Source organism: Pedobacter superstes, assembly GCF_037622515.1.
GTDB classification, from domain to species: Bacteria; Bacteroidota; Bacteroidia; order Sphingobacteriales; family Sphingobacteriaceae; genus Paradesertivirga; species Paradesertivirga superstes.
Genome location: NZ_JBBJCN010000008.1, coordinates 111,020 through 135,180, shown reverse-complemented (window position 1 = coordinate 135,180; position 24,161 = coordinate 111,020). Strand labels below are relative to the sequence as shown.

The 24,161-nt window shown below is 41.0% G+C and carries 19 protein-coding genes and 1 tRNA gene; 5 read left to right on the top strand and 15 right to left on the bottom strand.

The features are described 5' to 3' along the window. Positions 1-99: 99 nt before the first annotated feature. The 6 genes from gloA2 to WG906_RS17555 all read right to left on the bottom strand — a co-directional run bounded on the left by gloA2 (position 100) and on the right by WG906_RS17555 (position 8,276). Positions 100-486, bottom strand: a complete 387-nt coding sequence (gene gloA2, locus WG906_RS17580) for an SMU1112c/YaeR family gloxylase I-like metalloprotein (protein WP_339994158.1) — start codon at positions 484-486, stop codon at positions 100-102. A gap of 356 nt (positions 487-842) precedes the next feature. Beyond that, complete coding sequence (gene purL / locus WG906_RS17575; RefSeq protein ID WP_339994157.1) at positions 843-3,065, bottom strand: phosphoribosylformylglycinamidine synthase subunit PurL; 2,223 nt, start codon at positions 3,063-3,065, stop codon at positions 843-845. Positions 3,066-3,273: 208 nt separating this feature from the next. Beyond that, positions 3,274-5,181 (bottom strand): acetate--CoA ligase, encoded by a 1,908-nt coding sequence (gene acs / locus WG906_RS17570; protein ID WP_339994156.1) that lies wholly within the window; start codon positions 5,179-5,181, stop codon positions 3,274-3,276. A 127-nt stretch (positions 5,182-5,308) separates the two neighbouring features. Further along, complete coding sequence (locus WG906_RS17565) at positions 5,309-7,240, bottom strand: sodium/solute symporter (RefSeq protein ID WP_339994155.1); 1,932 nt, start codon at positions 7,238-7,240, stop codon at positions 5,309-5,311. Next, complete coding sequence (locus WG906_RS17560) at positions 7,237-7,521, bottom strand: DUF485 domain-containing protein (protein WP_339994154.1); 285 nt, start codon at positions 7,519-7,521, stop codon at positions 7,237-7,239. Before WG906_RS17560 ends, WG906_RS17565 begins: the two co-directional genes overlap by 4 nt. 305 nt (positions 7,522-7,826) lie before the next feature. Next, positions 7,827-8,276: a lipocalin family protein gene (locus WG906_RS17555; RefSeq protein ID WP_339994153.1), complete on the bottom strand. Its 450-nt coding sequence runs from the start codon at positions 8,274-8,276 to the stop codon at positions 7,827-7,829. 245 nt (positions 8,277-8,521) lie between these two features. Between WG906_RS17555 and WG906_RS17550 the strand changes: the two genes are divergently transcribed. Continuing rightward, positions 8,522-9,304: a hydroxypyruvate isomerase family protein gene (locus WG906_RS17550; RefSeq protein WP_339994152.1), complete on the top strand. Its 783-nt coding sequence runs from the start codon at positions 8,522-8,524 to the stop codon at positions 9,302-9,304. 54 nt (positions 9,305-9,358) lie between these two features. Here the strand turns inward: WG906_RS17550 and WG906_RS17545 are convergent, their stop codons facing one another. From WG906_RS17545 to WG906_RS17525, 5 genes are all read right to left on the bottom strand, one after another. Next, positions 9,359-10,756 (bottom strand): pectate lyase family protein, encoded by a 1,398-nt coding sequence (locus WG906_RS17545; protein WP_339994151.1) that lies wholly within the window; start codon positions 10,754-10,756, stop codon positions 9,359-9,361. Positions 10,757-10,880: 124 nt separating this feature from the next. After that, positions 10,881-12,326, bottom strand: a complete 1,446-nt coding sequence (locus WG906_RS17540; RefSeq protein ID WP_339994150.1) for a sulfatase — start codon at positions 12,324-12,326, stop codon at positions 10,881-10,883. Between the two features lie 110 nt (positions 12,327-12,436). Beyond that, positions 12,437-14,173, bottom strand: coding sequence for an FG-GAP repeat domain-containing protein (locus tag WG906_RS17535; RefSeq protein ID WP_339994149.1), 1,737 nt, complete (start codon positions 14,171-14,173; stop codon positions 12,437-12,439). Positions 14,174-14,335: 162 nt separating this feature from the next. After that, on the bottom strand, positions 14,336-14,845 hold the full coding sequence (locus WG906_RS17530; RefSeq protein WP_339994148.1) for a TPM domain-containing protein: 510 nt from the start codon (positions 14,843-14,845) through the stop codon (positions 14,336-14,338). A 269-nt stretch (positions 14,846-15,114) separates the two neighbouring features. Next, a complete protein-coding gene (locus WG906_RS17525) occupies positions 15,115-16,524 on the bottom strand; it encodes a S8 family peptidase (protein ID WP_339994147.1) in 1,410 nt (469 codons plus the stop codon). 211 nt (positions 16,525-16,735) lie between these two features. On the opposite strand from WG906_RS17525, the gene WG906_RS17520 reads away from it, so the two are divergent. Genes WG906_RS17520 through fbp form a run of 3 tightly spaced genes read left to right on the top strand, consistent with a single transcriptional unit; the run spans position 16,736 to position 19,060 of the window. Further along, positions 16,736-17,449, top strand: coding sequence for a tRNA1(Val) (adenine(37)-N6)-methyltransferase (locus tag WG906_RS17520; RefSeq protein ID WP_339994146.1), 714 nt, complete (start codon positions 16,736-16,738; stop codon positions 17,447-17,449). 24 nt (positions 17,450-17,473) lie between these two features. Continuing rightward, entirely contained in the window at positions 17,474-17,968 is a 495-nt protein-coding gene (locus tag WG906_RS17515; protein ID WP_339994145.1) for a metallophosphoesterase family protein, read from the top strand. Positions 17,969-17,989: 21 nt separating this feature from the next. Then, positions 17,990-19,060, top strand: coding sequence for a class 1 fructose-bisphosphatase (gene fbp, locus WG906_RS17510; RefSeq protein ID WP_339994144.1), 1,071 nt, complete (start codon positions 17,990-17,992; stop codon positions 19,058-19,060). Here fbp and rnhA read toward each other — a convergent pair. Next, on the bottom strand, positions 19,057-19,533 hold the full coding sequence (gene rnhA, locus WG906_RS17505; protein WP_339994143.1) for a ribonuclease HI: 477 nt from the start codon (positions 19,531-19,533) through the stop codon (positions 19,057-19,059). The genes fbp and rnhA overlap by 4 nt on opposite strands. 170 nt (positions 19,534-19,703) lie before the next feature. Here rnhA and WG906_RS17500 point away from each other — a divergent pair. Beyond that, a tRNA-His gene (locus WG906_RS17500) sits at positions 19,704-19,777 on the top strand. A 68-nt stretch (positions 19,778-19,845) separates the two neighbouring features. Here the strand turns inward: WG906_RS17500 and WG906_RS19505 are convergent. The 3 genes from WG906_RS19505 to WG906_RS17490 form a co-directional block, all read right to left on the bottom strand. Further along, positions 19,846-20,016: a transposase gene (locus WG906_RS19505; protein WP_431844490.1), complete on the bottom strand. Its 171-nt coding sequence runs from the start codon at positions 20,014-20,016 to the stop codon at positions 19,846-19,848. A gap of 333 nt (positions 20,017-20,349) precedes the next feature. Further along, a complete protein-coding gene (locus tag WG906_RS17495) occupies positions 20,350-20,745 on the bottom strand; it encodes a hypothetical protein (RefSeq protein WP_339994142.1) in 396 nt (131 codons plus the stop codon). After that, entirely contained in the window at positions 20,738-24,079 is a 3,342-nt protein-coding gene (locus tag WG906_RS17490; protein WP_339994141.1) for a PAS domain S-box protein, read from the bottom strand. Before WG906_RS17490 ends, WG906_RS17495 begins: the two co-directional genes overlap by 8 nt. Positions 24,080-24,161 lie beyond the last annotated feature (82 nt).

Here is a 24,161-nt window from a genome sequence, read left to right as displayed (position 1 = left end):
ATTATCAGAACGATATTATTTATTGATTGGCATAAGTCGTTATACAAAGGTTAAATGGATGTTATCAGGATAGATATGCCGACCCTTAAGCAGTTTTGATTAGGCCTCATATAATTCTAAGGGTAGCTTGTCTGGATCAGAGAAAAAGGTGAAGCGTTTACCGGTAAATTCATCAACCCGGATCGGTTCTACTTCTACATTATTTTCTTTTAATATTTCCACCGACCGATCCAGATCGTCGGTAACAAACGCGAGATGTCTTAATCCACGGGCTTCCGGTCTTGAAACTCTTTCAGGAGTAGCGGGGAATGAAAATAGCTCTATCTGTGCATCGCCGATCTTTAAATCGAGCTTGTATGAATCTCTTTCTATACGATACGTTTCTGCAATAATCTCTAGCCCCAATAAACTGGTATAGAACTCCTTAGATACCGCATAATCAGAACAAATTATGGCTACATGATGTATAGAGGTAATATTGAGCATTAATAGCAAAGGTAAACCTATAATTTAAATCTCGATGCGATTTTAGCAAACTTTATAGAGTTTACAAGTTGTTGCTCGTCTGGATTTGTAATCTCGACACCTATAATTCAAGATTTGCAATCTAAAACTAAAATAGCAGCACTACCTCAAAAATTTAAACCCGATTGACGTGGAAAACCCGGAATGAACCACCACCTTCAGGCGGTGAAATGAGGATTTGGAACAAAAAGCGGGACGAGAGTTAATTCAAAGACAAAGTTGAATTTGTAATTGTTGAGGGGATTAAATACAAAAACGCAGACAGCGTTTGAACGGCTGTCTGCGTTAAGGAATTTTTAGAATTTGGTTCGGAGCTTTTATTCTCCTAAAATATTATGCAGAACATTATCAAAAACTTCTTTCACTGGTTCTACCGAACCGAAATCTTCGTTATCAATTTGAAACTCCCCATTTGTGATTGTTCCCAGTAAAGAAAACTCAACTTCAGAAGTGGCCATAAATTCGACAAACGCTTCCTGGTTTTCTGGTTTTACTGATACGATTACTCTGCCTTGAGCCTCTCCGAAAAGGAAAGCATCTTTACGGATTTCTTCATCTGTTTCAATATCAAACCCAAGTTTCTTCGGCATCGAAGATTCTACAAGGGTTACATATAAACCACCATCAGCCACATCATGCGCTGATTGGATCAGCTCTGAGCGAATAATTTGTTTTATAACCTGGTGAATTTCATATTCTTTATCCAGATCGAAATAAGGAGCAGGAGATGCGGAAATTTTATGGTAAGAGGCTAAATATTGAGAAGATGCAATATCGTTCTGGCTCTCACCAATCAGATAAATCAAATCTCCCGCCTGTTTAAAATCAAGCGTCATCTTTGTTTTAACATCGTCAAGAACACCTAGCATGCCAATAGTAGGGGTTGGAAAAACCGGACCTTCATCGCTTGACTGGTTGTAGAAACTCACGTTTCCTCCAGTAACCGGAGTTTGAAATTTGGTACAGGCTTCACCCATTCCTTTAATTGCACCAACAAACTGCCAGTAAACTTCAGGAACGTAAGGATTCCCAAAGTTTAAACAATTGGTAATTGCCACTGGCTCGCCGCCGGCACAGGTGATATTTCTTGCTGCCTCTGCTACTGCGATCGCACATCCCTTCTGAGGATCTGCATATACGTATCTTGAATTACAATCAACAGTTAGCGCGATGGCTTTATCTGTACCTTTGACATTTACTATAGCCGCATCACTGGGGGTATTGGTCGTCATAGTGGCGGTACCAACCATAGAGTCGTACTGATCGGTTACCCAGCGTTTTGACGCAATGTTGGGATGTGAAATAAGGTGATCGGCCACATCTTTCAGATTTGCCGGCTCCTGAACATCCTCAATTTTAAATTTCTGGTTCTCTGCGTAATAAGCAGGCTCGCGGTATTCGCGTTGATATACCGGTGCACCACCACCAAGAACAAGATCATCAGCTGGAACATCAGCAACGAGCTGACCGTTCATATAATATTCTAAACGACGTGTATCGGTTACCTCACCAATTTCCACACAGTTTAAATCCCATTTATCGAAAACAGCCTGAACTTCAGCTTCGCGACCCTTTTCTACAACAATCAGCATACGCTCCTGAGATTCTGATAAGAGGATTTCAAAAGGCTTCATGTTCTCCTGACGCATCGGCACTTTATCTAAATCGATACGCATACCATGCTCGCCTTTAGCCGACATTTCTGAGTTGGAGCAGATGATGCCCGCGGCGCCCATATCCTGCATACCGATCACAGCGCCGGTCTGAATTACTTCCAGACTCGCTTCCAGTAATAATTTTTCCTGGAACGGATCGCCTACCTGAACGGCCGGCAAATCGTTAACCGAATCTTCGGTTATATTTTTTGAAGCAAAAGCAGCTCCGTGAATTCCGTCTTTACCGGTGGCCGAACCTACGATATATACCGGGTTACCTACACCGTAAGAAGTTGCGGAAACGGTTTCGCCAACTTTTACGATACCAGCAGACATCGCATTAACGAGAGGGTTCACTGTATAACAATCGTCGAAGAATACTTCTCCGCCCACAGTAGGAATACCGAAAGCATTCCCGTAATCGCCGATTCCCTTTACTACACCTTTAATTAACCACTTATTGCGTTCCAAACTCAGCTCGCCGAAACGCAGGGAGTTTAATTGTGCAATGGGGCGTGCTCCCATAGTGAAAATATCACGATTTATACCTCCAACACCTGTTGCAGCACCCTGATAGGGTTCTAAAGCGGAAGGGTGATTATGAGATTCAATTTTAAATACACAAGCAATACCATCGCCCAAATCAACCATCCCGGCATTCTCTTCTCCGGCTTTAGCCAGCATACGCGGACTATCCTTTGGAAGAGTTTTTAGCCAGGTAATTGAATTTTTGTAGGAGCAATGTTCGCTCCACATTACCGAGAATATAGATAATTCTGTGAAGTTTGGTGTACGACCCAGAATTTCTTTAACGCGCTCAAACTCTTCTGGTAAAAGGCCTAAGTCTTTTGCATTTTCAAGAGTTGAAAGTTGATTATTTTCCAATTTATGAGGATTTTTTAAAGATGTTGCAAAAGTAGGAAAAATGAAGGCTTTTTTTGTATTAGTTGTGATTTTTTGGGCGGAAATATGATAATGCAAGGATGTGGGACACAAGAATATCGCTTTAGAAATGTGTGACGTATTCATGCTAATAAAAAAGAGGCTAATCTTTAGATCCAGCCTCTTTTGAAAATGTCAATTTTAGAAAACCTTACAATGCACCTTCCTTTATATCATCCACTACAGCAGGATCAAGCAAAGTACTGGTATCACCCAGATTAGAGGTATCGCCTTCGGCAATTTTACGCAGTATACGCCGCATAATTTTCCCCGAACGGGTTTTAGGCAAACCAGTAACAAACTGAATTTTATCTGGCTTAGCAATTGCACCGATTATCCGGGTTACCGTTTGAAGAATATTTTGGCGGGTAAGCTCCTTGTCGTGATCAGAAGTGCCCAAAATAACATAAGCGTAAACTCCCTGACCCTTTATTTCGTGCGGATAGCCTACGACAGCGCTTTCCACCACGTCAGAATGCATGTTAATAGCATTTTCAACTTCTGCAGTACCGATTCTATGTCCAGACACGTTCAAAACATCATCTACACGACCTGTAATACGGTAATAGCCGTCTTCATCGCGCAGGCAGCCATCGCCGGTAAAATACATATTCTCGTAGGTTGAGAAGTAGGTTTGACGGCAGCGTTCATGATCGCCATAGGTTGTTCTGATAATTCCCGGCCAGGGAAATTTAATACATAAGTTGCCACTCACTCCGTTCCCTTCAATTTCCTTGCCTGTTTCATCTACCAGCACGGGTTGTATCCCCGGGAGAGGAAGGGTCGCATAACCTGGTTTTGTAGGTGTTACTCCGGCAATGGGCGAAATCATAATCCCACCATTTTCCGTTTGCCACCAGGTATCTACAATAGGAGCGTTTTTTTTACCGATCTTCTCATCATACCAGTGCCATGCTTCCTCATTTATAGGCTCACCCACAGATCCTAGTTTTTTTATTGAGCTCAAGTCTTTTCCTTTTAAAGGCTCTTCGCCGAAACTCATCAATGAACGAATTGCGGTTGGTGCGGTATAAAGAATATTCACTTTGTGTTTATCTACAATATCCCAAAAACGTCCTGCGTCAGGATATGTGGGAATACCTTCGAACATAATGTTTGTAGCCCCCTGAGAAAGCGGACCATAAACAATATACGAGTGGCCGGTTATCCAGCCAATATCTGCGGTACAGAAAAATACTTCTCCGGGCTGATACTGGAAAACATTTGCAAAGGTGTATCCGGCATATACCATATACCCTCCGCAGGTATGCACCACACCTTTAGGTTTACCGGTAGAGCCGGAGGTATACAAAATAAACAATACGTCCTCTGCGTCCATTTCCTCCACCGGACATTCCGGGTTCCCCTGAGTTTCTACCTTATTGATCTCATCTTCCCACCATACATCACGTCCTTTTATCATAGAAACAGCAGTACGGCTTCGTGTTAGCACGATTACTTTGTTAACGCTATTGCACTGTACAAGAGCGTCATCAATGATGTCTTTCAACGGAATATTTTTATTACCCCTGAATCCGCCATCAGCTGTAATTACAAGAGAGCAGGCTGCGTCGTTTATCCTGTCGGCAATAGACTGAGCAGAAAAGCCACCAAATACCACTGAGTGGACCGCTCCAATTCTGGCACATGCCAAAACGGCGATCGCAAGTTCGGGTACCATGGGGAGGTAGATGCAAATTCTGTCTCCTTTTTTGGCTCCATTATTTTTAAGAACATTGGCAAACTGACAAACTTTATGGTGCAGCTGCTTGTAGCTTAAAACCCTGTGATGTTCCTCAGGATCATTTGGTTCCCAGATTATCGCAGGTGTATCTGCGTTATTTTCAAGATGCCTGTCAAGGCAATTTTCTGTGATATTTAATTTAGCGCCTTTGAACCATTGGATGTTTGGCTCCCTGAAGTTCCATTCCAATACCGAGTCCCATTTCTTTTTCCAGGTAAATGATGAAGCAATTTCGGCCCAAAATTTTTCTGGTTCCTTAACGCTGTAATCATATACCTGTTTGTACTCGTCAAAAGATTTAATCTGTAAATTCATTTTAAACTTGTGTTACAATTTTTTCTAAGTTTTATTGCCGAATGGATGTTTCGGCTCCAGACCCCTCAATCCTGAGGACCGCTCTCCCTGAAGAAAAGAGAGCGGGTAAATTGCCTGTAAAATTTTATTATTCAACGATCTCTTTACTGGTTACCCTTTCCTGAGAGATACTTTTTTGTGTCATCAGTGAAACCACATAAGCTGTAATAATGGCTAATGGGAAAGATATAATAGCCGGGTTTTCCAGTTTATGAAAAACCGTCGCAGGATCCAGTCCATAACGGTCCCACATAGTAGGAGATGTTAAAATAATAGCAAGAGAGGATACAATCCCCACAACTATTGATGCAGCTATTCCGTTAGCGGTGGTTTTTTTCCAGAAAAGGAGAAATAATATTGCCGGAAGATTAGCTGAGGCGGCAATGGCGAAAGCCCATCCTACCAGGAAGGAAACATTCATTCCTTTAAACAATATACCAAGGCAAATGGCGAAAATACCGACTCCGAAGGCGGCAATTTTACCTGCTTTAACTTTTTTACCGTCGCTCAGATCTACATTAAAATAGTTGCCCATTAAATCGTGTGCTATAGCACCAGAAGAAGCAATGATTAATCCGGCTACAGTACCGAGTATTGTTGCGAAAGCGACTGCAGAAATAATGGAAAACAATATTACCCCGAAGCCTTTTGCCAAAAGCGGAGCCGCCATATTGCTGGATTCAACATCTTGAACGCCATTTACTGCGGCTCCCAGCCCCATATATAGGGTTAGAATGTAAAATATACCGATAGCTGCAATGGCAAGAATTGTAGATTTACGTGCATCGCGCTGTGATTTCACAGTATAGTAACGGATAAGGATATGCGGTAAAGCCGCTGTCCCTAAAAATAAAGCCAGCATCAGCGATACAAAATCAAGCCGGCTCCAGAAACTGGATCCCTTACCGATTTTATACTTCAACCCTGGCAGCATAAAGCTTTTTCCTGCGGTTGGATTCTGGATGTAAACAGAAACTTTTTTGCCTTCATCAGTAAATTTAACTTCCGAAAAGCGAATGATCTCACTTTCTTTAATGGTAGAAAGAAATTTAAAAGGACCTACTGGACCGGTTTTATTTACTTCCTTTCCGTCGACGATAATTTTGCTCATGTGGCCAACCTGAAAAAAGTTAGCATCGGCTTTTTTTCTGCCATTGTAAAGCAGGCCGTTATCGCCCTCAGAGATCGAAAGAGCCTCAGTTAAAGTATAGGTATTGTCTTTATCTATAAGATTAAACCATCGTTCAACTCCATCTTTTTCCAGTTTTACAAAATCTTTTCCTTTCACCTGTTGCTGCGATATTACTTTCCATCCGGCGACACCAGTCACCGTTGTATCAGTCATTTGCGGCGAAAGCGTGAGGAATTTATGATAGGTTTGATTTTTATGGTCGGGACTTAATGTAAACCCGTTTTTCAGGATATAAATTGTCAATATTATTGATAAAATAAGCAGCAGCGCGCCTTTAATAAACTGTACATAAGTAGTTGAAGTCATACCAGCGCTGGCGACAATAAAAATCACCACTACTCCGACAAGCACAACTCCCACCCAATGAGGGAAACCTAAAAGAGGCGTAACAAGGTCTCCTGCACCCACCATTTGAGGGATAAGGTAAAAAATGGAGACAATCAGTGTGCTGATTGCCGCGGTTAAGGTAATGGCCCTCGACTTAAAAGTAGAGTTTAGCGCATCGGTAAAAGTGTATTTTCCCAGTCGTTTCAGGGGCTCAGCTATTAAAAAGAGAGCCACGATCCAGCCGGCCAGAAAACCTATAGAATACAGAAAACCATCGAACCCAAAGGTGGCGATCATGCCGCAAATACCAAGAAATGAGGCAGCGGATAAATAGTCTCCCGCGAAAGCGATACCATTTACAGCCCAATGGATTTGTCCGCCCGCAGCATAATAAGATGAGGCCGAACTGGTTTTACGGGCAAAGTAAAAGGAAAGCCCCAGTACCAGGCCAACGAAAATGATAAAAAAGAAAATAGCAATGTAAGAAACTTCGTATATCATCCCTCAGTCTCCTTTGTATTTAAGTCGTCTTCATATTTTGAACAGAAATAGTTATAGAGAATACCCAGCAGCACTGCAAAAACGATCAGACCCATGCCATAAACAAGAGCCAGATTAAGTCCTGCGAAAATCTCAATTGCCATGAGTTCATAATTCAGCACCCCGATCACAACAAAACCTGCATAAAAAAAGAGGTACAGAAAAAAGAACCAGACACCAAGATGGGCTTTCTTCTTCGAGGCATTTTCAATGCCTACTTCAACAGCGGGTTCATGCAGCATATTAATAGTTTATATGAATAATTGGTTGATTATTTGAGCGCACAAGTTAAAAAGATTTCAGAAATAATATTGTAACAGATGTGAATCATGAATATTTACAAAAAAAAGTCTATGAAATCCTTAAAGAAGCAAAATATAGGGGAATACGATCGGGAAATGAGGATGAAAGGGCAGGGGAGAGGCTCTTTAAATTCACCTTATATAAATTGTTTCAGAGGGCGCTATAACCGCCGGATGAAAAAAGGCTTTTCATCCGGCGAACTTTAATCAAGTTTCAGAAATTCTCCAGGGGAAATTTCGTGTATTTATTTTGTTAACCGTTCCAGCTTCCAGCCCGAACCGTCGGTACCCTTAAGTGTAAGTAATTTTCCGTCGGCGCTTATGTTGGTGGTAAACACTTCAGGTTTTCCTCCTCCGGGAGTAAGTGTTAACTTTTTACCCGATACACTGTATTTTCCTTCACGGCCCTGCAAATTTGTACCCACCCAGATATTTTGATTATAGGAGCCGTTATTATGCAAGTCTAATCCGCTTTGTCTGTTTCTCAATTCATACAGAGATCCATCTTTATATAAAATGGCTGAGTAATACCATTTCCCTTTTAAAGAGTTCGAAGGGGAATTATTCTGTTTACTTATGAGATATTCAGCAGACTTAAGGCCTGAAAGTTCTGAATTCGTTTTGTCGGCATTAAAGCCGCACACAAAAATGCTCATTGAAAAAAGCATACAAGGCCAAAGAAACGGAGTTTTCATATAAGTTTAATATGCTCTAATATAAGAAAATGTTGGGTTTGGGTTTTATCTCTTTTTAACTGTTACCCAAAATGTGAAACGATTCACAGCCAAATGGTTTCGAGTCAATTTTTACCCTGAATTGGTTGAGAAATGCGACAGCATTAAGAACGGAGTGTAGGGGAGATTTTTTTATAGATTGCGATTATTATTAGATTTAGGCTTGGCAGAGATGTCAGATAAAAATTAAAAAATAATTTTACAACATGAATTCTGAAAAGAAATTAAAGGGAAATATTAATCATTCTGTTTGCGGATGGTGTTATGAGGGTGTTTCCTTAGAGGAATTATGCAAGGCGGCTAAGCAAATAGGAATAAAAGGAATTGATTTGGTTGGCCCTGCTGACTGGCCCATTCTTAAGAAATACGATCTGGACTCACCAATGTGTAATGGAGCAGAAATAAATCTGACCGACGGTTTCAATGATAAAAAGTTTCATGAAAAGCTTATCCAAAATTATTCTTCAGTAATACCACAGGTTGCAGCAGCAGGCTTTACAAATCTGATTTGTTTTAGTGGCAACCGCAGAGGAATGGACGATGAAACCGCTTTGAATAACTGCGCCGCAAGTTTAGAACAATTATTACCCCTGGCGGAAAAACATAAGGTGGTCTTGGTTATGGAATTACTTAACAGCAAAATAGACCATTCAGACTATCAGTGTGATAATACAAAATGGGGTGTGGAGTTGGCAAAACGCCTGGATTCAGAAAACTTTAAGTTATTGTATGATATTTACCATATGCAGATAAGTGAGGGGGACATTATTCGCACTATTTTAGAAAATCATCAGTACATAGCTCATTATCACACTGCAGGCGTTCCTGGCCGTAATGAGATCGATGAAACTCAGGAATTAAACTACTCTGCAATAATGAATGCAATAAAGAAGACAGGTTTTAAGGGGTATGTTGCCCAGGAATTTATTCCCAAAAATGCCAATCTGTTCGCTTCACTGGAGAAGGCCATCCGGGTATGTGATGTATAGACAAGGGCGCATCAGCCGGATGGATGGTCTGAGATGGCTCGCCATTTTGGGATATTAATACACTAAGGAATTTAAATAATTTTCGAGCATGGTATATCCGTTAGCTGAAGTCTTATTTCTGTCGTCCGGATTACCAGGATTCAGAGATTGACTAATCTCCCATTTATCAGGCATTCCATCATGGTCACTGTCAGCCGGTGCATCAATGTTCCGTAAAACTGGCCAGCCACCCACACTTTTTTGTGAATCAATAATTCCTTTATTTAATCCGTAAATTCCGCCACCTGTAACTTTTGCTTTACCAGAGGCTTCATTTATAATACGGGTATCCACGGCATCTCTTTTAGGAAAGATAGCTCCGGCTTTAGCCATTACAGACAAATAAGCATCCTTCGCAGATTCGGTAACCGGTTCTTCAACATCAAATTCTGTACCCGATTTTATGTTCGTTACCGAACCAACCTTTGCCACATCAATACCTTTCCAGTTATCTTTAGTTAAAGCGCTGTTGCCTTCCATATAATTGCCGGAAATAAACCATTTGGCATAGCCTATCGCTGCATCTTTACGCGATTCGTATGAGGGGGCAGCAAACAGCAGGGTCGCTGAAGTAGCCGGACCGGGTTTATAATAATTATTCACCCAATTAACAGAACACTTAGCCTCGGGAGAATTTACTTCCAGTTCGGCGCCGTAAATAGCGCCCGATTTACCCCAGTTAAAAATTACATTATTACGAAAATCACATACAGCAACCGTATCATGAGATCTTGAACCGTTTACCCTTGGAGACCTGCTTGCATTATGAGCCAGCAGATTATGATGATAAGAAGCGTACTGTCCGCCCCACTGAGAACCATAAGAGCGTGCGCCTTTTGAGTCAAAAGAATTGTAAAGGCCCTCGCTTAAAATACACCATTGAACGGTTATGTATTTATTATCATAGCAGGTATGGCTCTCTTCGTTAGACCAGCTGAGAGAGCAGTGATCGATGATCACGTTCTTTGAGTTTTCATTACCAAGACTTGAAAGATCGCTTAATCCGGCTTCATCACCCGGGCGAAGCCGCATGTACCGGATTATGAGATTGCTGCCACTAAACTTTAAATAACCATTTTTTATACAGATACCATCACCGGGCGCTGTTTGACCAGCAATAGTCATATTTGAGCGTCCAACTTTTACCAAACCTTTAGTCAGACTGATAGTTCCCGATAGTTTAAATACAATGGTGATGGGATCGTTACCCGGAGTATTGAGAGCGGCCCTTAAACTGCCTGCAGATTCATCGCCATTAAGGTTGGTGACTTCTATTACCCTTCCATTTCTTCCTCCGGAAGTATATTTCCCATATCCTTCCGCGCCGGGAAAGGCGATTAACTGCGCCTGCGCAGAGCTTATCACACTTATAAAAAACACACAGGTAATAAAGAGATTTCTTACAGACACCATTTTGGGGGATATAATTAGCGAATCTAAATTAGGTGAATTGCTAGTGTATAATTTATAGCTTTTTTGCAAGATATTATAGGATGTTATGAATCGATCCGGAACCATGTATTGCGTCACTTATTAGCTAAGGCATTTGTTTCAGCAGCTTTTTCATTTCAACCACAATGGCTGCCTGTTTTGGATCAGCGGCAAGGTTTTTTAATTCGTTAGGGTCGTCAGGATGCTTAAATAGCATCGATCCCGATTTTCCATTTTCCCATTCAACATAATGCCAATTTTGAGTTCGCACCGATTTTCCAAGCTTGCCCCTGTAATCTGTTACGCTGTAAGCAGGAAAGTTCCAGTCGGCCTCTGGTTTTTTAATCAGTGGAACAAGGCTGTGTCCTTCTATGCCTGCGGGCCTGGGCAATCCGCAGAGGTCGGCAAGCGTGGGATACATATCAAGAAGCTCAACAATTTTCCCGCTGTATTGTGCCTTACCTTTAGGAACAGCGATGATCAGCGGAACACGGAGCCCAACCTCAAAAAGGGAGTAAGCCTTGGACCATTTGCCCTTTTCTCCCAGATGGTAGCCATGGTCGCCAAAGAAAACAACAATGGTGTTGTCCTGTAAATTATTGCGTTCAAGCGCGTCCATTACCCGCCCTACCTGGGCGTCCATGAAACTTGTTGACGCTAAATAAGCTCTTTTCATCTCTCTCGATAATTCGGGAGTTGATTCCCTGCCGATAAAGAGATCGCTGTTCCGCGGGGATATAGATATTTCCGGCAATCCTGGCGGCGCTTTTGGAACTGTACCGAAATCAACAGGCAGTTCAATTTTATCGGTATCATAAAGATCGAAAAACTTTTTAGGGGCGGTAGGAGGACTATGCGGTTTCACAAAACCTACAGCCATAAAAAAAGGATGCGACTTATATTTCGACATATATTCAATAGCCTTTGTAGCAGTTTTGTAATCACCGTGCGATTCACCATCACCTTCCAGCACAATGATCCTGTCTGAATTTGAAGCCTTGCTTCCCCTGTCATCAGGATCGGCAGATTGAACCTCAGCTGGTGCAGTTTGCGGAGTTTGTTTTCCACGCTCGGTTATAGCGGAATTAACAGGCTCTCCGCCGTCTGTCCATGACGGCTGGTCATCTATGCCTCCGTGAAAAATTTTACCGCTACGTAAAGTAACATAACCATTCTGTTTGAAATATTGCGGCAAGGTTATATAATCAGGATGCGTCCGGCGGAAATAATCGTTGTTATTCATCACTCCCGTCTGGGTAGGGTAGCGTCCCGTAAGGAAAGAAGTACGTGAAGGATTGCATACCGGATACTGAGCATAGGCCCTGTCGAAACGTGTACCGCGTGATGCGATTTTATCAATATTAGGAGTTCTGACCATTTTAACGCCGTATGCCCCCAGTTCAGGACGAAGATCATCGGCAGCGATAAACAGGACGTTGTATGTTGTCTTCGGGGCAGGAAGAGCTGAATTTTGAGCCAAGGCCGAAAACGCGAACGCAAGAAGCGCCGCACATAAGTTAAGCCGACAAAGGACCGAAAGATATTTCGACATAGGTTCTGATGTTATAATGGTTTTCTGGTTATCTAAACCTAATATACGTTATCTGCAAAAGTATCATCGTAATTTTTTTATTGCAGAGCCCATGTTTAAACCTGCCGGTTTTAATAATAAGTATGGTTCACAACTACTTCCCTTAAGTAGTTAAGGTTCGGCTTTGCTGTTTTTTTACGGTCGGCATATTTATAACCGTAAATCTTTAAGAGACCGTTCTGAAGAGTAATTACCTCTTCCGACTGGTAGCCCATAAAGTTAAACATATGATACACAGTCTCTCCGAAATATTGTTCCCCTTTGCCGTTTTCGTTCATCCTGAACTTGGACCAGAATAATTCTTCTTTACCATTTCCTTTCCAGTTACCTTTTACAAAAGCGGGGTTACCGGTAATGGGATTACCCGGCCATTTGCTTATAAGCTTACCCTTTGAGTCGAACCATTGAACTTGTCCCCAGAGATAAGGTTCTCCGGCGGCTCTATTCCCGTAAGTTCTGGCTGTAACAGCTATCTGCGGCGCGACAACTCCTTTTAAAAAGTTTCCTGACTCGATTCTTTGTGTATGCTCCGCCATATTTTGCCAAATCATCTTTCCTGATTTTGCCTCAATGGCCATAACGCCAACTTCACTGTGCGCTGCAAGTAAATCGATGTTTCCGTCTTTATTAATATCTGCAAAAGAATAGGCATCCACATGGTCATGGTTGTCGTAGAACGTTTTAAACCTGTTCCAAACTTCAATGCCCTTAGAATTTAGCAACATAGATCCCGCTACAATTTCCTCTATGCCATCTTTATCAATATCTTTCGGATAAACATAATGGCCCAGATGGTCTTTTTTCTTAGTTTCATTGTGGATCCATAGCTGTTTAAGTTCTTTGTCGTAGGCCGCAATAGAAATAAGGCCCCCTATATCGGTAAATACCAGGATGTTGTCAGGGTAACCGGCATTAAACTTTGCTATGCTGATTCGATAATTGTTAAATGCATGCGGTAGCGCTTTCGTCCCGGGCCATTCTGTTTTCTTTTTAATTTCTCCTGTAAGACCATTTGCAATAACCAGCCATTCTTTTCCGTCAATCAGTTGCCAGTGAATTACATCCTGCCAACCATCTCTGTCAATATCCCAGATAAGTCCGGGCGCTTCATCTTTTTCTCCGCCGGGTTCTACCTTGTAAGTCCAAAGTTCCTTTCCGTCATGGTCATATACATGGGTGGCGTAATCATGTGTTACCACCATAAAATCCATTTTTCCGTCGTTGGTCACATCTCCGAACCTTACCGCGCTGGCTACTGGAATTTTGTATTCCTTCAGTAGTTCTACATCTGCATTATATTGCCGTTTTAGGAGGTCCTCTTCCTTGAAATCAGGATTTTTAGAAAGTACCAGAACATCCATCACCGGGGCTCCTTCAATACGCATCAGTCTAATATCTGCAGATCCCTTTTTTAAATGAAATATACCGGCTTTTTTAAACGAGAGGGGGCCGTTACCTAAATCATTGTCGATTACAGTATCATTAACGGCGACCCTGAATGTGTTATTCCTGGCACCCTGGCTTCTTGCGAAAAGATACCAGTTACCAGATTCAGGGACATTAATCTTAATTACATAATTAGAACGGGTGCTCATTACCAGCCCCGTATTATTAAACAGCCAGGGCACTTTCAGCGTTTCAGCATCAGTAAGATAATGACCCGCAGGTATTTCATCAAAAAAGAGAGAAGCACCAATAATTATATTTGCATCAGAAGATTTTATGGTATTCTTTGCGGAGGCGCCGGGAATTATTCCTGCAAATAAAACAATCAGGAATGTTGAAATTAATGAAGCATTGAAGTTCATATTTAATAAGACGGTTCTTTGTGATAATGGTTATGCCATTAAATCTAGGAAACATCCTGAAGATTGGGACATATGATCATGTAACAATTCAGTGCTGTCTATTAAACGATTTTTTAAAATTCATCCTGATCTGCGGGATCAGGTAAAGGCGGGGACAGAGCTTTAATTCTTCTGTTTATTCAGTATTCTGGCTAATTCAGCTATCGCGATCCTTGTTCCTTCAAAATAATTTCCTTTTCGCAACTCGGGAAACATGAAATCATCCAGCAGTCTTTTTGTTTCCACATCGCTTAATACTTTTTCGATGCCTAAACTGTTAGTTAATCTGACCCGTTGCAGACCAGACGATATCCCGATTAATATGCCATTTTTCTGACCTTGATTAATTAGACCCCATGCGTTCGCCAGGCGCAAAGTGTATGAATTAAAACCATCGAGCGTAGTCATGGAGGTATCAAGGCTAACTACAGAAATTTCAATAGCACTTTGCGCTTTAAAGTTTTTGATTAAAGAATCCAGGATTTTTTCCTCTTTATATGAAAAGATATTATCATAATCGTTCACATAACCAATGCGTTTTGGAAATACGGTTTGTGATTTTGTCTTATCCGGTTGATTGCAGGCAGAAAATATAAAAAGAAAGGTGATAATTATGCTGAAAGGAAGCTTCATATTTAGCGAAGGTGGCGATTTTTGATGAATAATTCTCTGGTTTATGCACCATCTACAGCGAACAGGTGTTTTTAGCTTGCATTGTTATTATTTTAAGAATATCCCAGATGGCCCATCCCAAAATATTGCCCTTAGAAAAGCCTAAATATTACCGAAGGTTAACCTGAATAAGGGGGACTCTCTTTAACGAGATTTATTCAGGTTAAATCCGGCATATGAATTACATAGCTAGGATACTGATACGGTAATATCAGAGTGGAATTGTTTGGTTAAAAACCACTCACATTTAATCTTCCTCCAGTCACACATCTTCCCGTTAGGGATGCGGTGGGCAGGGCTGAGTCCAGAATTGCACTTTTAATTGTTGCGGCGCTTGAGCCAGGGTTCACGGAAGCATATAGTGCAGCAGCTCCTGTTACATGAGGTGTGGCCATAGACGTTCCGCTAAATGATGCATAACTAAAGTTTGCACTGTTTTTGCCCGGAACGGTAGAATAAATAGCAGCTCCCGGAGCCCCGATATCAACGGTTGAAGCCCCGTAATTAGAGAAAGAGGCTTTAGCACCTGTGGATGTGATGGCCGCTACGGCCACTACGTTCGCGTTTGGATAATTACAAGGATAACTTGTCGTTACATCGTTATTATCTCCTATGCCGTCATTGCCGCCATTTAAAGCTGCCGCTATAAACAGAATATTAGCCTGGTTTGATCTTTCTATGGCATCTTTTAAGCTTTGCGAAAATCCGCCGCCGCCCCAAGAATTATTGGTGGCTACTATATTGATTCCATGGCGTGCTTTAAGGTCGCTTATATAATCAAGGGCTTTGATTGCATTGGCCGTTGTACCTCCATTTCGTCCAAGAAATTTGGCGGTGATCATTTTTACGTTCCAGTTCATGCCTGCCACACCTGTTCCGTTTCCGCCGGTTGCTCCGATTGTTCCGGCTACGTGAGTGCCATGATCATCTTGTGTGCCGTCAAAGGTGGTATTGTCGTTTCCGGCAAAATCCCAGCCTCTGAAATCATCGATGTAACCATTGTTATCATTGTCAATTCCGTCTATAGGATCAAAAGAATTTGTCCAGCAGTTTGCGGTAAGATCAGGATGGGTGTATTGTACTCCCTCATCAACAATCCCGATAACCACACTTGACGATCCTGTACGGCCGCTTGCCCAGGCTTCTGCGGCCTGGCTGCCATATTGATTGGATGGAGAGCTGGCATCGCCATACATTCCCCATAAAGAGCCATTCACAAAATAGGAATCGTTGGATACAGCATTATGGGTATACACATAATTTGGCTCGGCATATTCCACTCCGGTCAAACCTTTAGCTTTAGTTATTGCTTCTATTGCCGGCAATGGAGTATTGATTAAATAAACGCCCTCATTATCGCCAATCTTTAACATCATTTTGGTTAAAATCCTCTCAGATATCTTTCCTTCGATTTTAGATAAAAAACTCAGTTTAGATGCTTCTGTTACCCCCTTTTTAAACTTAACCAGCAGATCATGTGCAACAAAGCCTTCGTTTGGCGTTTGGAGTTCTATATGATCAGAGTCTGACGGGCGGGAAGATTCTAAATTCTCTGCAGAGTTTGTGCCTGGTATATCTTTCTTACAGGCAGAAAGAATTAGAATAAATAAAATGCTCAGGTAAATTATCTGTTTTTTCATAGGTTTATATTTTACAAATCTTAATTAAATTTAAATAAAGATCTTTGGATATAGTTTATGTTTTTAATGTTTTTTTCCTTAATAAATACCCTTAAAAAGTTCGCTAAAGCGTTGGCAGTTAACATCTCCGGCATCCTTAAAAAAATATATTATCTCGAGTCCATAAGGCAGACGTATAAGCCAGATCTTCTTTAAATCTGATTTAAAAAAAATGAAGGATTTTTTCCAGTTCAAGCAATTTTCTGTAAACCAGGCGGGCTGTGGTATGAAAATTAATACCGATGGAGTTTTACTTGGAGCTTTGGTTAAATCCGAAAGCCCTGCAACCGTATTAGATATTGGTACAGGCACGGGAGTAATTGCCCTGATGCTTGCCCAGCGTTTTCCCGGAGCGTGTATTGATGCCATTGAAATTGATGCTATAGCTTCTGAAACTGCGATGCAGAACTTTTTGAGTTCCAGGTTTTCTGATCATTTAAAGGTATATCCTAATTCCTTTCAAAATTTCTCCCGGGAACATCCCGGTAAGAAATATGATTTAATAGTAAGCAATCCTCCGTTTTTTACTAATTCTCTTAAGAATCCCGACAACCAAAAACACCTAGCCCGGCATACCAGTGAAGTTCTTTTTAATGAATTAGTGGAGTTCGCTAAAAATCATCTGACTAAATCGGGGACATGTTATTTTATTTTGCCCTTAGAAGCTTCCAGATATTTTATAGAAAAGAGCCTGAAATATGAGCTTAAATTGCAAACTGTGATTAATATAAGCTCCTCCGGATCTAAATCTGCTCACAGACAAATAATAGGTTTGGGTATGGAAAGTCAGGAAAGTGTCGAGAGTTCCTTTATTATTTACCAGTCGGAGAAAAAATATTCTCAGGAGTTTGAGACTGCTTTAAAAGATTTTTTCACTATATTTTAGCAGCAGTCGCTGAAACCTGTATTAATGAAACGCATCGGCCTGATTTCTGATACCCATAGTTACCTTGATGATAAAGTATTCAAGCATTTTGAAAGTTGCGATGAGATATGGCATGCTGGTGATTTCGGTACTCTTGAGCTGGCAGATGCTCTTGCCGCCTTTAAACCCCTGCGCGGAGTTTATGGCAATATAGATGGAAGAGACATTCGTGCGGTATACCCCGAACATAACCGTTTTAAATGTGAAGATGTGGATGTTTGGATGACGCACATCGGCGGATATCCGGATAGATATAACCCTAAAATAAAATCCGAAATATATTTAAATCCGCCTAAAATATTTATTTCGGGGCATTCGCATATCCTGAAAGTAATTTTTGATAAAAAAATTGGAACTTTACACTTAAATCCGGGTGCTGCTGGCAAACAAGGGTGGCATAATGTACGTTCTATAATTAGATTCTGCATTTCTGAAGAAAAAATTCATACCTTGGAGGTAATCGAATTAGGGAATAGATAACGTAAAAAATACACTAAGCATATGTCAATAGTCCAAACACTAGGTCAGTTCATCATTGAAAAGCAAAAAGACTTCCCTTATGCCAAGGGAGAGCTGTCACGACTTCTGCGTGATATTGGGATAGCAGCTAAAATTGTAAACCGGGAGGTGAACAAGGCTGGATTGGTAGACATCATTGGCGAAGCCGGAACGACGAACAGTCACGGTGAATCTCAGAAGATGCTGGATGTTTTCGCCAATCATCAGTTTATTTCAGCGTTAACCTGTGGCGGCGAATGCTGTCTGGTAGTTTCCGAAGAAAATGATGATCCCGTATTTATTGAATCCGACGTATCTAATAATGCAAAATATATTGTAGCGATCGACCCTCTCGACGGTTCATCAAATATTGATGTAAACGTTTCTGTCGGAACGATTTTTTCTATTTACCGCAGAATAAGTACTCAGGGAAAGCCAACGCTTGAGGATGCTCTTCAACGCGGAACGGAACAGGTTGCGGCCGGCTATGTGGTTTACGGATCTTCTACGATGCTGGTTTATACTACCGGGGTAGGAGTGAATGGCTTCACGCTGGATCCTTCAATCGGGGAGTTTTGTCTTTCACATCCTAACATGACTATTCCTCCTGATGGATATATTTATTCTATCAACGAAGGAAACTATGTGAATTTTCCTGATGGAGTGAAGAAATATATAAAATATTGCCAGGAAGAAGATGCCGCTACCAGACGTCCGTATTCATCCCGTTATATCGGTTCTATGATTGCCGATATGCATAGGAATATGATTAAAGGGGGGGTTTTTCTTTATCCGCCGACTTCAAGTTCACCAAAAGGAAAACTTCGTCTGGTATATGAATGCAATCCCATGGCCTTTATTATTGAGCAGGCTGGAGGCAGAGCCACAGATGGTTTTCAGCGTATTTTAGAGATGGAAGTAGAATCCCTACATCAGCGTTGTTCTATTTTTGTAGGTTCTGAAAATATGGTTCGGAAAGCCGAAGAAATGATGATGAAATTCTCGCCCGAAATGAGTCAGAAAAAAGTGAAACCGGTTAATAGCGGAGAATTACAGGCTAAAGCGGCAAGCTAAAGCAAGCCTTCAGATTTAGCACATTCTACCTCAAATACCGAGTCGATTGCTAATTTATCTCTTTGTTGATATGCTGCGACTGCTAAACGGTCGCAGCGTTCGTTTTCGGGATGTCCGGCATGGCCCTTAACCCATTGAAAACGAACTTTGTGAAGTTTATAGATTGCCAGAAACCTGATCCATAAATCTTTGTTTTTCTTTCCCGCGAAGTTCTTAGCAGCCCATCCGAATACCCATTTTTTATCTACAGCATCGGCCACATATTTAGAGTCGGTATATACTACCACTTCTTGTCCCGGTTTTTTTAAGGCCTCCAATCCAATAATTACCGCAAGTAGTTCCATCCTGTTATTGGTGGTTTTTCTGAATCCACCTGATAATTCTTTGTAATGCTGCCCTGCACGAAGAATTGTGCCATAACCGCCCGGTCCGGGATTTCCGCTTGATGCTCCGTCTGTAAATAATTCTATCATCTTCCGCTTCAAGTATAAGATTTTGTTTTTAAAAGGGGGCGCAAATCTTTTTGAAAAAAAATAGCATGTTGTTTATCAATGTATTGTAAAACAGATTTGCGCTCTTTAAAATATTAATGATTTTAATATTGATTTTAGGAGAAAGATTATTATTTTTGTCGCACAATACGGTGGTTGTAGCTCAGTTGGTTAGAGCATTGGTTTGTGGTGCCGAGGGTCGTGGGTTCGAGCCCCATCATCCACCCGACAGCCGTCTTCAGAGAAATTTGAAGACGGCTTTTTTAATTCCGCACTTTTTCACGCCTTCGCAGTTTAAGCATAGATTTTAGCTTGCCTGAACAAGAAGAATTCTGTATCTCTTACACCTCTTGAAGTACCTCCTAATGCTTTTACTTTTGCACTGAAAGATTCTGCTGAAGCGTTAGTACTCCTGTTGTTGAAGAAGTTAAGAACGGAAAAGTAATGGGCCTGATTAAGCTGGATACCGTTCTGAAGGATTATATATCAGAAGCTGCCACCTCATTGTACTTTGAAAGCCCGTTCTTTACTTTTGCATATTGTAAAGATATTCCCCAGCCTTACCGATACCCGGAATGCTTCAAGCAGCCATGGAACACCTGGGAAAAAGGATCGGCAAGTTCCTTCTGAAAAGCTTCTGGGCAAGAGCTGTTAACGAAGGCAAAGACAAGAATGCCCTCTGGCACCAAAAAAAAAATAAGGGTGTGGTAACTGTCTTGCAAGTGTGTGGATTTTGAACCTGCAAAAAAAAAGAATTTATTCTGTTCCCCTCACTATTTCGCTTGATCCCTTATAAGACTATCGGGTTGACGATAAATCAATTTTTTGAGTTTTATCAACGATTTCTTTAATTAACTGATCAAGTTCATGAGTCGAATCATAAATATGATTCAAAAGTTCTGTTTCGTCAATGCTGTCTTTATAGTTTTTTATTAATTCGATCAAACCCATAATTCGGGCTACAGGAGCCCTAACCAGATGGGATTGTATCCAGGCAATTTCTTTCAATCTTGAATTTTGATTTTCAATCGCCTGGATGTAATTCATCCGATCTGTGATATCTGTTGAATTAAAGAGGAAACCCTGAACAGAAGAATCATCGAGCAGGTTGGTCGCCAGCGACTCTAGCCAGCGGTATTTACCTTTTCCAACCCTATATCGATAGGGCAAAAATTGAACGCGTTTTTCAGTCATTAAACGTGTTGACGTTTGATAAACCGTTTTCCCGGTCATCCTCATGAATCCGATCGAGTGCCTTAGTACCGATTAATTCTTCGTATTCGATTCCGAGAATACTTGTATAGGCTGGGCTCAAATACGTGTAGCGCTGTTTTTCATCCAGAATACTAATCAAATCGGATCCTTCCTGTACCAAAGCTTTAAAGTGCTGTTCTTTCAATCTTAAAGCAGTTTCATGATGTTTTTTTTCTGTGATATCTCTTCCTATGCCTAAAAGGCCCACAATTTCATCTTGCTCGTTTCGAAGTGGAATTTTAGTGGTAAGAAACCATGAGCCCTTCCCGTTTTCATGGATAAAATACTGCTCGAAATCAATAAGCGGCCTTCCGGTACTTAATATTTCGATATCCTGATGGTAGCCGTTTATTGTTAATTCAGTTTGTTCAAGCTCCTGATCTGTTTTGCCCAATACTTCTGATTCGCTTGAGGTCCCTAACAACTCATAATCAACCTTATTGCTGATCAGTTTTCTTGCAAATTCATCTTTGAAATAGATGGCGTGAGGCAGGTTGTCAATCAATGTTCTCAGAAGATTTCTTTCCTCTTTTATTTTTTGTGCTCCCTTTTTGCTTTCTGTTACATCCCGTTCAATGGAAATCCAGTGTGTAAACCATCCGTTTGCATTGGCTACCGGGCTCACTGAAAAATTATTCCAGAATTCCTCACCATTTCTCTTGTAATTGATTGTAGTAATCTCGCAGGGCTCCCATCTCCGTAATGATTCGCTTAAACGTCGCAACTCATCTTTATCCGATTTGGGGCCTTGCAATATCCGCGGCGATTGTCCAATGACTTCTTCAAAAGAAAAACCGGTCATTTCGGTAAAAGCCTCGTTCACATATATAATACGTGGACCGGGTTCATCGAACGGCTCGGCCTCTGTAATCATGATCGCATCATGTGTATTGGTAATAACGGACTCTAGCAATTTAAGGTGTTGTTCTGCTGCTTTTATTTCTGTAATATCGGTTAGCATATTAACAGCACCTGTTACCTGTCCGGATGAATCTATAAGAGGAACCGGATGAGGTATTACGTTTCGCTTATCTCCATTCGGACGTTCAATTATTATCTCTCTTTGAGGCACTAATTTACCTTCTTTCAAAGCGATAGCCATAGCGCAGCAATCAAGGGGAAGGAGCTCGCCGGACATTGTATAAATCTTTCCAGAGCCACACCATAAGTCCTTGCCGATTTCAGGTTCTCTGCCCCACAATTCAGCTGCTGCTTTATTGTATATTAATATACGTCCTTCCGCATCGCATGAATATGTTGCTACCGGTAGTTCCCGAATCAATTCTTTATAGTGTTTTTCTTTCTCCTCTATTTTTTTGCGTGATAATACTTGTTCGGTTACATCTACAGCAAAAAAGAAGATCCCGTCTATAGAGCCTTCGTGGTTTATGTGCGCCTGGTATATAAAATTCAAATAGGTATCATAAAGCACTCCGGTACCCTGAAGATCAAATTTGACAAGCATTTCATTCGCAGAAAAAGTTTCACCTGTGTAATAAACGGTATCTAAAATCTCAAAAATTCCCTGATCTTCCAGTTCCGGTAATACTTGTTTTACTGTTTTGCCGATGATATCACTTTTTCCAATTAACTGTAAATAAAGAGGATTCGCAAGTTCATATATATGGGTTGGGCCCTTGATTATTCCCATACAGGATGGAGCCTGAGAGTACAGATCCTGAAATCGCTGTCTTTCAATTTCGAATGCTTTTTCCAGACCTTTTTTCTCGGTTATGTCTTTGGCAATACAATACATGATTTTCTCAGTATCATTCCATTTCAAAGACCAAACATTTGCTGTTTTAGATCCATCTTTACAGAGAGTATGGTTTTCGAAATTGGTCATTTCTCTACCTGACCTGATTTCTTCAACGGCGGCATATGTTATGTGATAGTCTTCAGGGCAAACAAAATCTATATAAGGCTCACCAATTAATTCCCGGGGTTTATAGCCCCACATCTTTTCTGCCGCAGCACTCACCTTCACAAACCTGCCCGTTTCGTCCATGGTGCAAATAACGTCTAAAGATGAATCCATGATTTTACTTAGACCTCTCAACGTCTGTTCCAGTTCCCTTGAAGTAGTGATTAGTTCAGTTTCAGCTACTTTACGGTCTGTTATATCACGAATGATCATGGAAGTTTTTATTTTCCCATGGCCATCTTCAAATACGGATGACGTAAGTTCCCCGGGAAATTTGCTGCCATCCTTACGAATAAGGGTTAGTTCACCTTTTGCTTTACCTGTTAGTTGTCGCTCCTCTAACAATATTCTTAAACGAGGGTCTGTTTTATCTGCAAGGCCGAATCTTCCGGCATCACAAATTTCTTTTTCAGTCATTCTGAAAATTTCACAGGCTGCAGGATTGGCTGCTATAATATTTCCGTCAGTTATTGTCAGTAACATACCATCGCAGCTATTCTCAAAAAAAGCGCGGTATTTAGCTTCACTATCTCTTATTAATTTTTCTGCTGTTTTGTGCTGTTCATCAGCAAGTTTACTTTCGGTAATATCTCTTGAATAACAAGCAACTCCAACCACTCTATTTTCTTTTAAAATAGGATTGAATCTTATTTCAGACCAGGCACCGACAAAATCATTGCTCGAAGGCGTAAATATTTCTTCATTGAACGCTTCACCGGACCATGCTTTACGATATGCATTTTGCCAGGATTCCAAAAATTCTTCAGGAAAAAAAGTATTCATCACCAGATCATCGCCTGGTTTCAATGTAATGCCCGTGTAAGATTGAATGCTTTGAATGAAAGCCTTATTAGCTGCGATAAGCTTGAAACTACTGTCAACGCTCCAGATTAAATCATCGGTATTGTTGATTAGGGCCTCTCTGTTTCTTTTCTCTACTTCTGTCCCTTCTTCGGCTTTGATTTTTTCGGTTATATCGGTTACACTATGAATGATATAATCGATCTCAGCATGTTCATTCAAAACAGGGGAGTTTTCAGCTCTCCAGTACCTCTTTTCAAACTCGTCTGTGCCTCGTACCGGAATATCGTAGTTCTGAATATCTATTTTTTGAGTAAGCTTAGTCTCAATAACTAATTCCAGAGAGGCTTTGATATTACTAACACCAGTTGCCCCGGGATTATTTGGATTATCAGGAAAAGCTTCGAATACTCCTTTATTGAGCAGGTCGTCTTCGCCGGTATTAGTAGCGATGCAGTAAGCCTTGTTAACGCCTATAATTGTGAAGCGGGGCGTATCACTCAATAATAGTAAGCAGGGGGTAGGCAAAGCATTAAAAAACAGTTCCATGTTTATCATAGTTGTCAATCTCGGCGCTATTAGCTGATTAAAAATTGAAGTACAAACCTCTGGTTTTATAAAAACTGGTATT